This window comes from Nonomuraea sp. PA05 (genome assembly GCF_008086045.1).
Lineage (GTDB): Bacteria > Actinomycetota > Actinomycetes > Streptosporangiales > Streptosporangiaceae > Nonomuraea > Nonomuraea monospora.
The window spans coordinates 23,085-35,624 of record NZ_VSEY01000066.1; the positions used below are offsets into that span (position 1 = coordinate 23,085).

The 12,540-nt window shown below is 73.2% G+C and carries 10 protein-coding genes; 5 read left to right on the forward strand and 5 right to left on the reverse strand.

Features of this window, described 5'->3' with window-relative positions; all coding sequences use genetic code 11:
• Positions 1-3: 3 nt before the first annotated feature.
• Positions 4-1,029, forward strand: coding sequence for an aminotransferase class V-fold PLP-dependent enzyme (locus FXF51_RS55635; RefSeq protein WP_148442985.1), 1,026 nt, complete (start codon positions 4-6; stop codon positions 1,027-1,029).
• A gap of 56 nt (positions 1,030-1,085) precedes the next feature.
• Here the strand turns inward: FXF51_RS55635 and FXF51_RS55640 are convergent, their stop codons facing one another.
• Positions 1,086-1,529, reverse strand: a complete 444-nt coding sequence (locus FXF51_RS55640) for a helix-turn-helix domain-containing protein (RefSeq protein WP_187415115.1) — start codon at positions 1,527-1,529, stop codon at positions 1,086-1,088.
• A gap of 75 nt (positions 1,530-1,604) precedes the next feature.
• On the opposite strand from FXF51_RS55640, the gene FXF51_RS55645 reads away from it, so the two are divergent.
• Entirely contained in the window at positions 1,605-2,795 is a 1,191-nt protein-coding gene (locus FXF51_RS55645) for an MFS transporter (protein ID WP_148442987.1), read from the forward strand.
• On the opposite strand, the gene FXF51_RS55650 is transcribed toward FXF51_RS55645, so the two are convergent.
• Positions 2,788-3,552: an IclR family transcriptional regulator gene (locus FXF51_RS55650; protein ID WP_222871918.1), complete on the reverse strand. Its 765-nt coding sequence runs from the start codon at positions 3,550-3,552 to the stop codon at positions 2,788-2,790. The two genes, FXF51_RS55645 and FXF51_RS55650, sit on opposite strands and share 8 nt — an antisense overlap.
• Before the next feature lie 182 nt (positions 3,553-3,734).
• Here FXF51_RS55650 and FXF51_RS55655 point away from each other — a divergent pair, with 182 nt between their 5' ends.
• Complete coding sequence (locus tag FXF51_RS55655; protein ID WP_148442988.1) at positions 3,735-4,709, forward strand: LacI family DNA-binding transcriptional regulator; 975 nt, start codon at positions 3,735-3,737, stop codon at positions 4,707-4,709.
• Positions 4,710-4,915: 206 nt separating this feature from the next.
• On the forward strand, positions 4,916-5,140 hold the full coding sequence (locus FXF51_RS55660) for a hypothetical protein (RefSeq protein WP_148442989.1): 225 nt from the start codon (positions 4,916-4,918) through the stop codon (positions 5,138-5,140).
• Positions 5,141-5,275: 135 nt separating this feature from the next.
• On the opposite strand, the gene FXF51_RS62285 is transcribed toward FXF51_RS55660, so the two are convergent.
• Complete coding sequence (locus tag FXF51_RS62285; RefSeq protein ID WP_222871919.1) at positions 5,276-6,538, reverse strand: hypothetical protein; 1,263 nt, start codon at positions 6,536-6,538, stop codon at positions 5,276-5,278.
• Positions 6,539-6,791: 253 nt separating this feature from the next.
• Here FXF51_RS62285 and FXF51_RS55675 point away from each other — a divergent pair, with 253 nt between their 5' ends.
• Positions 6,792-10,181 (forward strand): ATP-binding protein, encoded by a 3,390-nt coding sequence (locus tag FXF51_RS55675; RefSeq protein ID WP_148442990.1) that lies wholly within the window; start codon positions 6,792-6,794, stop codon positions 10,179-10,181.
• 245 nt (positions 10,182-10,426) lie between these two features.
• Here FXF51_RS55675 and FXF51_RS55680 read toward each other — a convergent pair whose 3' ends face one another.
• Positions 10,427-11,281, reverse strand: coding sequence for an aminoglycoside phosphotransferase family protein (locus tag FXF51_RS55680; protein ID WP_148442991.1), 855 nt, complete (start codon positions 11,279-11,281; stop codon positions 10,427-10,429).
• Between the two features lie 83 nt (positions 11,282-11,364).
• Positions 11,365-12,510, reverse strand: a complete 1,146-nt coding sequence (locus FXF51_RS55685) for an epoxide hydrolase family protein (RefSeq protein WP_148442992.1) — start codon at positions 12,508-12,510, stop codon at positions 11,365-11,367.
• Positions 12,511-12,540: the final 30 nt, after the last annotated feature.

The window sequence follows — 12,540 nt, forward strand, 5'->3', positions numbered from 1 at the left end:
ACCATGGACATCACCACGGCCGCCAAGCTCTGGGACGCCACCCCCGGCTGGCTGAACACCGCCTCCTACGGCCTCCCTCCACGCCGAGCCTTCGAGGAGCTCCAGACCGTCCTGACCGACTGGCGGCACGGCGACACCGACTGGAAACCCTGGGACGCCTCCGTCGGGCGCGCCAGGACGGCGTTCGCCCGCCTGATCGGAGCCCCGGCAGCCGACGTGAGCGTCAGCTCGACGGTGTCCCAGATCATGTCCGTGGTGGCGACCGCGCTGCCGCCCGGCGGCAAGGTGGTGGTGCCCGAGGTCGAGTTCACCAGCAACCTGTTCCCCTGGGCGGTGGCGGCCGGGGTCGAGACGGTGCCCGCCGACCGGCTGGCCGAGGCGATCACCCGGGACACCGCAGCCGTGGCGTTCAGCCTGGTGCAGTCGGCCACCGGGTACGTGGCACCGCTCGCGGACATCGTGGCCGCCGCCCGGGACCACGGCGCGCTGGTCATCGTGGACGCCTCGCAGGCGTGCGGCTGGCTGCCCGTCGATGTCGCGGGTGTGGACGCGCTGGCCTGCGCCGCGTACAAGTGGCTCATGGCGCCGCGCGGGGCGGCGTTCGGCTACCTGTCGCCGTCGCTGCGCGAGCGCATGCGCCCGCTGGCCGCGAACTGGTACGGCGGCGCGGACGAGGGCGGCTCCTACTACGGCCCGCCGCTGCGGCTGGCCGCAGACGCGCGCGCGTTCGACCTGTCGCCGGCCTGGTTCTCCTACGTCGGGGCCGCCCCCGCCATCGAGCTGCTGAACGAGCTCGGCGTCGAGCGCGTCCGGGACCACGACGTCGCCCTGGCCAACCGCTTCCGGGCGGGCCTCGGCCTGCCGCCTTCGGACACGGCCATCGTCTCGGTGGACGCGCCCGGCGAGCGGCTGGAGGCGGCCGGGATCAGGGCGGCGGTGCGGGCGGGCAGGGTGCGGGCCAGCTTCCATGTGTACACGACGGAGGACGACGTCGATCGCGCTCTCGACGCCCTGACGTCCCGCCCCTAGCGCCGCGACCCGCTCGCGGGACAACCGGAGATCCGCCGCGCGTCCCAGGGGATCCGTCAATCGCCCGCCGGGCAGCCGAGGATCAGCACCAGCGCGTCAAGCAGCCGCTGCCAGTCGCCTTCGCCGAGGTCGCGCCCCAGCGGCACGGCCACGGCCGCGAGCGCCCCGGCCAGCTTCGCGCGCAGCACCGCGTCGTCCTCGCCCAGCGACTGTGCCAGCGTCCCGGCCGCACGGCGGAAGCGGCGTCCGCGGGTGAACTCCACCAGGGACGGCGGCGGCACCGGCGCGCCCGGCTCCGTGCCGTCGAGGGTGATCACCAGCCGGGTGCCGAGCGCCTCGGCGAGCCGGTCGAGGGCGGAGACGGTGGGGTTGCCCCGCCCGTTCTCGAGGTTGGCGACGTACGGGACCGACAGCGCGGCGTCGGCGGCCACCGAGGCGACGGTGCGGCCGAGTGCGGCGCGGCGGGCGCGCAGCCGCCGGCCCAGTTCCACAGCATCCACAAGGCTATCTTGACAGAATAATCGGCAGCCTGTTCTCTCTTGTGAGAATAATTTCCCTGACGAGGAGGAACGGCGATGCCGCATGCCCACATTCTGCGCAACCGCGACTTCCGGCACCTTTGGGCGGCGGGCGCCGCCGGCGGGCTGGGCAGCGGCATGCTCGTCGTCGCCGTCCCCGCCCACGTCTACGCCGTCACCGGCTCGGTGCTGGCGACCGGCGTCACGCTGGCGTTCGAGCACCTGCCGTCGCTGCTGCTGGGACCGGTCTCCGGCGTGCTGGCCGACCGGTGGGACCGCCGCCGCCTGATGATCGCGACCAACCTGGTGCACGTGCTGGCGGTGTCCGTCGTGCTGCTCGCCAGGACGCCCGAGACGGTCTGGCTCGTGTACGTGGCGGTGCTGGGGCAAGGGATGGCGGCGGTGTTCTTCCGTCCGGCCGTCCGGGCGCACATCCCGGCCGTCGTCGGCACCGGCCCCGCCCTCACCAGCGCGAACACCGTCAGCGCCGTCACCACGGGGGTGGTCGGGCTGGCGGGGCCGCCGCTCGGCGGGCTGATCTTCGCCACATCCGGGGTGGGCGCGGTCGTCGCGGCGGCGGCTGCGGCCGGGCTGCTCGCGGCCCTGGCCGTCGCCCGCACCTCGCCCAGGGCCGCCGGGGAGAGGCCGGAGCATGCTCTCGTCGGGGAAGGGCTGCGGACGGTGTGGCAGGCGCCCGCGACCCGCGGGCTGCTCGCCGCCGACGGCGTGTACCTGCTCGCCAACGCCGCCCTGACCGCCCTGCTCATCCCCTTCGGCGTCGCCAGGCTCGGCGGCAGCACCGAGGTCGGCTACCTGCTGTCCGCGCTGGGCCTCGGCTTCCTGCTCGGCGCCCCCGTCAGCCGCCGCCTGGTGGACCGCTTCGCGCCGAGGCGCGTCATCTCCATCGCCCAGGCACTCGCAGGCGTCGCCTTCCTGCTGCTGTTCAACAGCACCACGCTGCCCGCCGCACTGGCCGCCGCCGCACTGCTCGGGCTGCCGGGGGTGACGGTGCTGGTGGCGATCCAGACGTACGTGCAGCGCGCCACCCCCGGCCGCCTCCTCGGCCGGGTCACCGCCGCGTTCCTCACCGTGGAGGCCGCCGCCACCATGACGGGCGCCTTCGCGGGCCCGGCGCTGAGCGAGCTGTCGGGCCTGCCGGTGGCGCTCAACGCCGCGTGCGCGGTGACGCTTCTGTCGTCGCTGGTGACGCTCTGCCTGGTGCCGCCCTCGTCCCGTCCGGTCAGGTGAGCGGATGCTCGAAGCCGCGCTCCGACATGCGCCTGGCCACCTCCATCAGGTCCGCCCTGAATTCCTCGACCCGCTCGTCGGTGAAACGCACGGTCGGCCCGCTGAGCGTGAGCGCGGCGACCGTCGCCTTGGATCCGCCGGTCACGGGGACGGCGACCGCCGACAGCCCTGGCTCGCGCTCGCCGTGGCTGATCGCGTACCCGTCGCGCTCGGTCCGCGCGGCCCACTCCCGCAGTGCCGCCACATGCCCCTCCCCGTACGGCGAGGCGCGCGCCACCCGTTCGAGCAGCCGTTCCGGCGCGTCCTTGAGCAGCACCTTCGAGGACGCGCCCGCCCACAGCGGCAGCTCGTCGCCCACGCGCACGACGTGCCGCAGCGGCTGCGGGCTCTCCTGCTGCGCGATGCAGACGCGGTGCACGTCGCGCAGCACGTACAGGTTGACGGTCTCCCGCTGCCGCGCGCCCAGCTCCCGCATGAGCTGCACGGTCTCCGGCGGCAGCTCCCAGGCGTTGCGGGCCAGGTGCGCCCACCGCCACAGGGCCGGGCCCGCCGCGTAGCCCTTCGGCGTGGCCCACAGCAGCCCCATGTGCTCCAGCGTCTGCAGCATCCGCAGGGCGGTGGTCTTGGCCAGCCCCGTCTCGTCCACCACCTCGCGGATCGTCAGCGTCCGCCGGTCCTCGGTGAGCAGCGACAGGATGTCGAACGCCCGCTGCACGCTGCGCACGCCGCCGGCGTCTTCAGCCTGGTTCGAAGGCACGGGATCCTCACTCGTCGGTCGAATGGTCAACTGCCGCTCACCCTCTCACGGGTACGGAGCGCCGGAGGGGTCGGCAGGTCAGTACGCATATTTCGGACTCCTGAGCAGCGCTCGTCCCGGAAATCGATTCCGCGTGAGCGTCTGGGCGCGGAGGCCGCCGCCGATGGTGGACACTTGCTGCGATGCCCACGATCTACGACGTCGCCCGCCAGGCCGGCGTCTCCGCGGCCACCGTGTCCCGGGTGCTCAACGGCCGGCGCACTGTCGATCCCGAGATGGTCGCCCGCGTGCTGACGGCGGTCCGCGAGCTGGGCTACCGGCCGAACGCGGTGGCGCGCAACCTGCGCCGCAGCCGTACGACGCTGTGGGCCGTGATCGTCCCCGACATCGGCAACCCGTTCTTCACCTCGACGGTCCGCGGCATCGAGGACGTCGCCCAGCAGGCCGGCTACTCGGTGGTGCTGTGCAACAGCGACGAGAGCCCCGCCAAGGAGGAGACGTACGTGGCGGCGGCGCTGAGCGAGCAGATGGCGGGCGTCATCATCGCCTCCTCGGGCAGCGTCAAGGCGGCCAGGTGCCTGCTCGACTCGCCGGTCCCTGTCGTCGCCATCGACCGCGAGCTGCCGCGCGGGGCCGTCGACACGGTCGTGGTGGACAACGAGGAGGGCGCCCGCGCGGCCACCCGCCACCTGCTGGACGCCGGTTACTCGCGGGTCGCCTGCGTCACGGGGCCGGAGGGCGTCAGCACCGCCGACCTGCGGCTGCGCGGCTACACCGCCGCCCTGGGCGGCGCGCCCGTGGTCGTCCGGACGGACTTTCGCGAGCAGGGCGGCTACGACGCCATGGCCGCGCTGCTGTCGTCCGCCGCGCGGCCCGACGCGGTCTTCGTGGCCAGCAACCTGATGGCGGTGGGGGCGCTGCGGTGCCTGGCCGACCGGGGGGTGGAGGTGCCAGGGCAGGTGGGGCTAGTCGGGTTCGACGAGATCCCGTGGGCGGATCTCGTCCGGCCGTCGCTCACGACGGTGGCGCAGCCGACGTACGAGCTGGGCCGGATGGCCGCCCGTCTCCTGGCCGACCGGATCGCCGCGCCCGCCGCCCGTCCGGCCACGGTGGTCCTGCCCACCGAGCTGCGTCCCCGCCGGAGCAGCGTCCGCTGAGCGGGCGTCCGGTCAGATACCGATTTCCGCAGTTCAGAGCGGTGGCGGGCGCCTTAGACGCATGAAAAGGGGTTGCGGGTTCGGCAGCCCTCGATGCCAGCTCTGACAGCACACCGTAACCGCTGGTTACGTTGAGTAACCATCGCGATCGGCAAAGTCAACACAGGACAAACCACGGCCCCCTCCACTCACAGAGAGGCATCTCCATGCGTCAATCAGCCCGCATCGCCACCCTCGCCCTCGCCGGCGCGTTCGCGCTCGCCGCCGTCGCCGGGCCGGCGGCAGCGACCATCCCCAGCGGTATCGACGCGCTCAACGGCAACAACGTCCTCAACGGGAACAACCTCTGCCTGCAAGACGTCGACGCGGCCGGCGTCGGCGTCAAGGTGCCGATCGGCTCGGTGGACTCCCCCGGCTGCGCCCAGCGCTGACCGGCACGCACGCGGCCCCGGTCACTGACCGGGGCCGCCCTTGAGACCCGCGGCGCGGCGTTCGTCCTGGTGCCTGCGGCCGGCACCGATGTCCGGCACCAGCCCCGCACGCCGCGCCGCGGCCCTACACCCGGCTCACAGCCCGTAGCGGCTCTTCAGATGCCGCCACCAGTCCCGGAACATCCACGCGTCGAACTCCGTGATGGACGACGCGCTGCCCGCCTTCATCAGGAAGCAGCACACGCCGGTCGGCGTCCAGTCGTAGAAGTCGTCCAGGCCGAACGAGTGCCCCATCTCGTGCAGCAGGATGTGCACGTTGTCGGTGTTCAGGTTGGACAGGTAGTACTCGCTGCCGATCCGCTGCCCCCAGTCACCGCCGGCGCCGCCGCCGAAGCCGGCGGTCAGCCAGAGCGACATGTCGTAGTGGTGCGAGGCGCCGCCCGGGCAGTTCGGGTAGTTGCCGCTCTGGTTGAAGAAGCGGCCGCACGCCTCCGCGCACTGGGGCGCGTTCTCGCGGATGTTGTTGACGTAGATGTCCACGGAGGTGTCGCTCCACTGGAGCTGCGCGCGGTCGCGCACGGCCCAGCCCACCACCTTCACCGGCACGCTGCTGTACGGCCAGCCGTTGTGGCCGACCATGAGGTCCATCCACTTCTTGAACTGACGGGCCAGCGTGGCGTGGATCTGGTCGCGCTGGGCGGCGGTCACCGAGGCGCCGGTGTCCCAGCGGACGCAGTAGTTGATCGAGCCGCCGTTGGCCATGACCTGGTCCCAGCCGTAGTTGCGGAAGCCGTACAGGTTCGGGTACGTGCTCTCCTGGTGCTGCCAGACCTCGTTCAGCGGGGTGACCAGGTTGGCCGGCGGGCTCCAGCCCGTGCCGCCCGGCGAGCCCGCGGTCCACGCCCTGACCTCCAGCAGGCCGACGGAGCCCTGCCCGCTCTGCAGCACGACCCGCAGCCGGGTGGTGCTGACGGCCGAGGCGAAGGTGACCTTGTTGTAGGCGTTCACGGCGATCGGGTAGCTGCCGGGGATGTCCGCGTACGCGCTGCCGGTCCAGCGCTGCAGCTTCCACGAGGACGGGACGCGCACGCCGCCGCCGTCGTCGAAGAAGTACACCTCGGCGGAGATGAGCGGCTGGGCGGCGCTCCAGGTCAGCTCGGCCCACTGGGAGCCGGTGTTGGGCCAGGTGCCCCAGCGGCGGTTGGCGGTGTCGTTCGAGCTCGGCGGGGTGATGCCGTCGTTGATCGCCGCGACGCTCTCCCAGGGGGAGGTGTACGAGGCGGTGGGGGTCGCGGTCGTGGCGACGTTGGTGTCCGCCAGGGCCGGGCGGGCCGGTAACAGGAAGCCGCAGATGAGCAGGATGGGCAGGATGGCCAGGCGTCTCGTGCGTCTTTTCACGCCGGTCCTCCGTTCTGGTAGCGCTAACATTCGTGGGCCTCGAGAAAGGGCGCGCTTCCTCGAGGCCCGGCTCGTCAGTTCGCCGTACTACATCGCACGCCCTCCTGGAGCGGGGCGCCCTCGCACGAGACTTGATCGCACGCCCTTGACCGGCCGTCAAATCGGCAGCCAGAGGACCGCCACCGACCTGGGCGTTCCCGCTGAAACTTTCACAGCCCCCGGATTGTCGGTGCGCCCGCGTAAGGTTCCCGCCATGGCCACGCTCATCGGACGCGAACGCCCCGCCGCCCTCCTGCGCGGCGAGATCGAGCGCGCGCTGATCAGCCATGGGGCGCTGGTGCTCGTGGCGGGCGAGGCGGGCATCGGCAAGAGCACCCTGGTGGCGAGCGCCGCCGGGGAGGCCGTCCGCGCGGGCGCCAGGCTGCTCGCCGGCGCCTGCTGGGAGGGCGAGGGCGCGCCGGGCCACTGGCCGTGGGTGCAGGTGGTCAGGCAGCTCGCGCCGGGGGCCACGCCGCAGAGCCTGGCGGGGGCCGACGGGGAGGCGTTCCAGCTCTACGACGCGGTGACGCGGCTGCTGGTGGGCGCCTCGCGGGAGCAGCCGGTGGTGGTCGTGCTGGAAGACCTGCACTGGGCGGACGCCGCGTCGCTGCGGCTGCTGGAGTTCGTGGTGCGGCACGCCTGGTCCGAGCGGCTGCTGGTGATCGGCACATACCGCGACGGCGAGGTGACCGGCCTCCCGCTCGAAGCCAAGGCCACCACAGTGACGCTGACCGGCCTCGACTTCGAAGGCGTGCGGCGGCTGGTGGCCCGTACGACGGGCTTGGACCCGGAGCCGGGCCTGGTCGCGGAGATCCACCGGCGCACGGGCGGCAACCCGTTCTACGTGGAGCAGACGGCCCGCCTGTGGCAGGGCGGCAGCCCGCTCGCCACCATCCCGCCGGGCGTGGAGGCGGCGATCCGGCGGCGGCTGTCGCGGCTGGCGGGCGGGGTGCTGGTTGTCCTGCGGATGGCGGCCGTGCTGGGGCGCGAGTTCACCCAGGACACCCTCGCCGCGGGCCTGCGGCACGGCGCCCGTCCCGGCTTGCCCGTCGTCGAGGCGCTCGAACAGGCGGTCGCGGCCAAGCTCGTCGTCTCGCACGGCTCGGGGCGCCACTCGTTCGTGCACGACCTGGTGCGGGAGACGCTCTACGCCGAGCTGGACGTGCCCAGCCGGGCCGCCCTGCACGCGTCCGCCCTGGTGGCGCTCGACACGGCGCCGCCCGCCGTGCGCGCCCACCACGCCTGCCTGGCCGGTGCGCCCGGCGCGGTTGACCTGCTGCTGGCGGCGGCCCGGGATGCCGAGGGGCGGATGGCGGACGAGGAGGCGGCAGGGCACTATCGGCGGGCGCTGGAGCTCACGCCCGAGTCCGAGTCGCGGCGGCGGGCGGTGATCGGGCTCGATCTGGGCGTGGCGCAGCATCGCGCGGGTGACAGCGTTTCGGGGGGACGCAGTCTGGAGGCGGCCTTCGCGGTCGCCCGTCGCCTGGGGGCGCCCGATCTGCTGGCGGTCGCGGCTTTGAAGCTGCACGACGTGTGCGCCACAGGGCAAGGGCGCTGGGCCGACTTCGCCCACGCCGCCCATCACGCGCTGCTGGGTGCGGGCGGAGGGATGGGCACAGGCGGGGAGATGAGCGCAGGCGTGTGGACGGGCGCAGGCCCGGAAGTGGGCGTCGGCGGACAGATGAGCGCCGACGCGGGGACGGGCACAGGGACGGGAGCAGGCGCGGAAGTGGGTGCCGGCGCGGGGACGGGCGCAGGCGGGAGGACGGGCGCGGGCGGGAGGATGGGCGCCGGGATGGGCGCGGGCGGGAGGATGGGCGCGGGCGGGAGGATGGGCGCGGGCGGGAGGATGGGCGCGGGCGGGAGGATGGGCGCAGACGGCGGCGCGAGCACGCGCGGAGGCGCGAGCGCGAGCTGGGAGACGGGCGCAGGTGGGGGCGCGAGCGCGGGCTTGCGTGAGGGTGACGACGACCGGCTGAACGCCGCCGCGCGTGAGCTGACCGAGGTGGCCGCCGACCTGGCCAGACAGGGCGCGGACGACGAGGCGCTCGCCTACAGCCTCCTGTCCAGACTGGCCGTCATCTGGGACCCGGGCACCACGGCCGAACGCCTGGCGATCACGACGGAGCTGTCAGCGGTGGCCGCCCGCACCGGCGACGACCAGCTCGGCCTGACCGCCCGTTCCTGGCGCGCCGGAGCCCTGCTGGAGCTGGGCGACCCCCGTTGCCTGGCCGAGCAGCGCGCGTTCACCACCCGGGCGGAGTCCTCGGGGCTGGCCCTGTTCCAGCACGAGGCCACCGTGCTGCGGGCCATGTTCGCCACGCTCACCGGCCGCTTCGACGAGGCGGACACCCACATCGACGCCGCCTACGACCTCGGCGAGCAGCCCGGCATCGGCAGGCAGGACCTGCGCTGGATGCAACGCTGGTCAGCCGCCCTCCTCAGGGGCCGCTTCGACGTGACCGACGCCGTCCTGGCGGAGATGGAGGCGGCGGGCAGTCAGCACGTCCCGCTCTTCCGGGCGGTGACGGCAGTGCAGCGGGACGACCTGGCGACGGCGGCGCCACGGCACGACGACGGCGGCGAGACCGCCGGGCGGTGGCGAGACGGCGGTGAGACGGCCGGGCGGTATCCGGCGCAGATCATGGCGGCGGGCGAGCAGTACCTGCGCTGGATGGCGCCGCTGTGGCTGAGGTTCCAGGCGCAGGCGGCGGCCCGTTCGAAGGACCCGGCGCTGTGCGAGCGCGCCCGCGCCGCGATCTCCCCGTACGTCGGCCAGTGGGGCGTCACCGCGACCGTCACCGTCGAGGGCCCGTACGCCCACTGGGCCGCCGTGCTGGACGCGGCCCAGGAACGCTGGGACGACGCGATCGCCGGCTTCACCGCGGCCTACCAGGCGGCGGACGTCCTGGGCGCGCGGCCCTGGTCGGTCGAGTCGCGGGCCCATTTGGCTCGGGCCCTCCAAGCGCGCGGCGACGACGCCTCGGCGCTGATCGAGCAGGTGGAGCGGGAGGCGGCGGAGCTCGGCATGCTGGTACGCCTGCCCAGCCCCGGCACCGCCAACGCCTTCCGCCTGGACGGGGAGGTGTGGGCCCTGACCTTCGCCGGCCGCACCGTGCACCTGCCCGACGCCAAGGGCCTGGCCGACCTGCGCGTCCTGCTCGCCCACCCCGGCAGGGACGTGCCTGCGGTCGAGTTGCTCGACCCGGCCGGTGGTGAGGTGGTGGTCACGGCGCGCGGCATGGGCGGTGACGACGTGCTGGATGAGGAGGCCAGGGCGCGTTACCGCAGGCGGCTGGAGTTACTGGACGAGGAGATCGAGCGGGCGGTGGGGCTGGGCGAGGAGCGTCGTGCGGCCGAGTTCGACGTGGAGCGGCAGGCGCTGCTGGACGAGCTGCGTGCGGCCACCGGGCTGGGCGGTCGTCCCCGCCGTCTGGGGGACGAGGCCGAGCGTGCTCGTAAGGCGGTCACGAACCGGATCCGCAACACGCTTCGCCAGCTCGACCAGCGGCATCCGGAGCTGGCCGCCCACCTGCGCGCCTCGGTGTCCACCGGCTCGACGTGCCGCTACCGGCCGGAGACGGAGGTGCACTGGTCGACTTGACGCACCCACCGGCCTCCGAGGCGCACCGGTCGGCTGGACGCTGCCGACCAGATTCCGGGGCGCGCTGGTCCACCTGACGCCACCCACCAGCCTCTGAGGCGCATCGGTCGGCTGGACGCTGCCGACCAGATTCCGGGGCGCGCTGGTCCGCCTGATCGCCACCCACGAGCCTCCGAGGCGCACTCGTCGGCTGGACGCTGGCGGTCGGTGGCGGGGTGCGTCGGTCGGTTCTGGGCGGTGCCCTGTCACCCGCGAGCGTCCAGCTCGTCGCGCCCGATCGCCGCCCGGACCTGGCCGAGCCACTCCACACCCAGCCGCCGCCCGTCCGGAAGCTGATCGTTGCGATCCCACCGCCACGCCGTGACCATCGCCCACATGAGCGCCCGGCACTCACGAAGCAACTCCTGATCGGCACCCGCGTAGTGCGGACCGGCCGCTTCGGGCGCGTGGGCGAGGTCGAACTCGACGGGCCCGCGGCAACACGTCTCAAGGTCGATGAACAGCGGCCCCTCCCGCGTGGCGAGCAGGTTGCCCGGATGCGGCTCACCGTGCAGGAGCTGATCCCCGGCGCCACCGCGCTCGCTGATGGCCCGGCTCATGTTCCGGAGCGTGTCGGTGAGGAGCTCCCGGTCCGCGTCCGGGAGCTCCGGGGAGCGGTCGCGGTCCGCCAGGAGGAGCTGGGCCTGTTCGACCCGGTCCGTGAAGTGCGGCGCCGGGACGTCGATCGTGCGCATGCCGGCGTGCAGCCGTTCGAGCGCCTTGGCGTAGCCGGCCGGCGGGATCTCGTCGGGCGTGGCCGGTGAGTAGTAGGTCCACAGCGTGATCGCGAAGCCGTCACGCTCGTGCACCCGCGGCTCCACCCGCGGATCGAGACTCGCCACGGGGCTCCCCGCCTCGGCGAGCCGTCGCGCCATGTCGATCTCGAACGCCAGCGCCTGGTTCTCCACGGGTGCCACGCGGGCCAGGACGTCGCACGGCAGCAGGCGCAGAGCGAGCTTGTTGGAGTTGTTGAGGACGATCGCGTCGTCGGCGGTCAGACCGAGTGATGCGGCGGTCGCCATCGCCGCTGCTGTGGCTCGTCTGACCTCTGACGCCTGCATCGTCGCCCAGCTCCTCTCCCCCTGCGCGCTGCACCGGACCTGGGCACCCTACCAAGTTGCCGATCTAGAAGGCGGGTGCTGGGTCAGCGGAGCTTGGTGAAGAAGGCCGTGACGTCGTCGGTGAAGAGAGCGGGTTGCTCGGCGGCGAAGAAGTGCCCGCCCCGGTCGTACTCGGACCAGTGGACGAGGTTGTGGTCGCGTTCGGCCCAGGAGCGGATGGTGACGTCGCAGGCCTTGGACACGAGCACGCCCGTGGGGACGGCGCCCCGGGCAGCGGCGGCCCAGTCATCCTCACCGGCCGGGCTCTCGGAGTCGCCCCAGCCCGCCGGAGCGCTCATGTTCTCGTAGTAGAACTGCGCCGACGACCCCGCCGTCCCCGTCAGCCAGTACAAGCTCACGTTCGTCAGCATGAGGTCCCGATCGAGCGACTCCTCCGGCAGCCCCTCCACGGGCTCGGTCAGCTCCTTGAACTTCTCCATGATCCACGCGAGCTGCCCCACCGGCGAGTCGTGCAGCCCGTACGCCACGGTTTGCGGCCGTTTGGACTGCGTCTGCAGGTACCCGTCGTTCATGTTCTCCATGGCCTCCCATCGCCGCCGCTCCTCCTCCGACAGCCCGTCCATCTCCCCCTCCTGCCCGGCGGGGAAGGTGAGGGCGGCGTTGAGGTGGATTCCGGCGACCCGATCGGGCGCGTGCCTGCCCATCTCGGGGGCGATGAAGGCTCCGGCGTCGCCGCCCTGCACGCCGTACCGGCCGTACCCGAGCAGGTCCATCAGCTCGGTGAAGGCGCGGGCGGTGCGGGCGGCGTCCCAGCCGGTGGCGGACAGCGGGCTGGAGAAGCCGAAGCCCGGCAGCGACGGGACGACCAGGTGGAAGTCGCGGGAGAGCGGCTCGATGACGTCCAGGAACTCCACGAACGTCCCCGGCCAGCCGTGCAGCAGCATGAGCGGCAGCGCGTCGGCGCGCGCCGAGCGGACGTGCACGAAGTGGAGGCGCTGTCCGTCGATCGTGGTGGTGTGGTGGGGCAGCTCGTTGAGCTTGGCCTCGTGGGCGCGCCAGTCGTAGCCGGTGCGCCAGTACTCGGCGAGTTCGCGCAGGTAGCCGACCGGGACGCCGCGCTCCCAGCTGGTGCCGGGGAGCTGGTCCTGCCAGCGGGTGCGGGCCAGGCGGGCGTGCAGGTCGTCCAGGTCCTGCTGCGGAATCTCGATCCGGAACGGGTGAATGGTCATGAAATTTCCTCTCAAAGGTGCGGAAGGGCG

Excerpts from the sequence above, each read along its gene's own strand:
- FXF51_RS55635 (WP_148442985.1), top strand. The coding sequence starts at position 4 with ATGGACATCACCACGGCCGCCAAGCTCTGGGACGCCACCCCCGGCTGG.
- FXF51_RS55645 (WP_148442987.1), top strand. The coding sequence starts at position 1,605 with ATGCCGCATGCCCACATTCTGCGCAACCGCGACTTCCGGCACCTTTGG.
- FXF51_RS55655 (WP_148442988.1), top strand. The coding sequence starts at position 3,735 with ATGCCCACGATCTACGACGTCGCCCGCCAGGCCGGCGTCTCCGCGGCC.
- FXF51_RS55660 (WP_148442989.1), top strand. The coding sequence starts at position 4,916 with ATGCGTCAATCAGCCCGCATCGCCACCCTCGCCCTCGCCGGCGCGTTC.
- FXF51_RS55675 (WP_148442990.1), top strand. The coding sequence starts at position 6,792 with ATGGCCACGCTCATCGGACGCGAACGCCCCGCCGCCCTCCTGCGCGGC.
- FXF51_RS55680 (WP_148442991.1), bottom strand. The coding sequence starts at position 11,281 with ATGCAGGCGTCAGAGGTCAGACGAGCCACAGCAGCGGCGATGGCGACC.
- FXF51_RS55685 (WP_148442992.1), bottom strand. The coding sequence starts at position 12,510 with ATGACCATTCACCCGTTCCGGATCGAGATTCCGCAGCAGGACCTGGAC.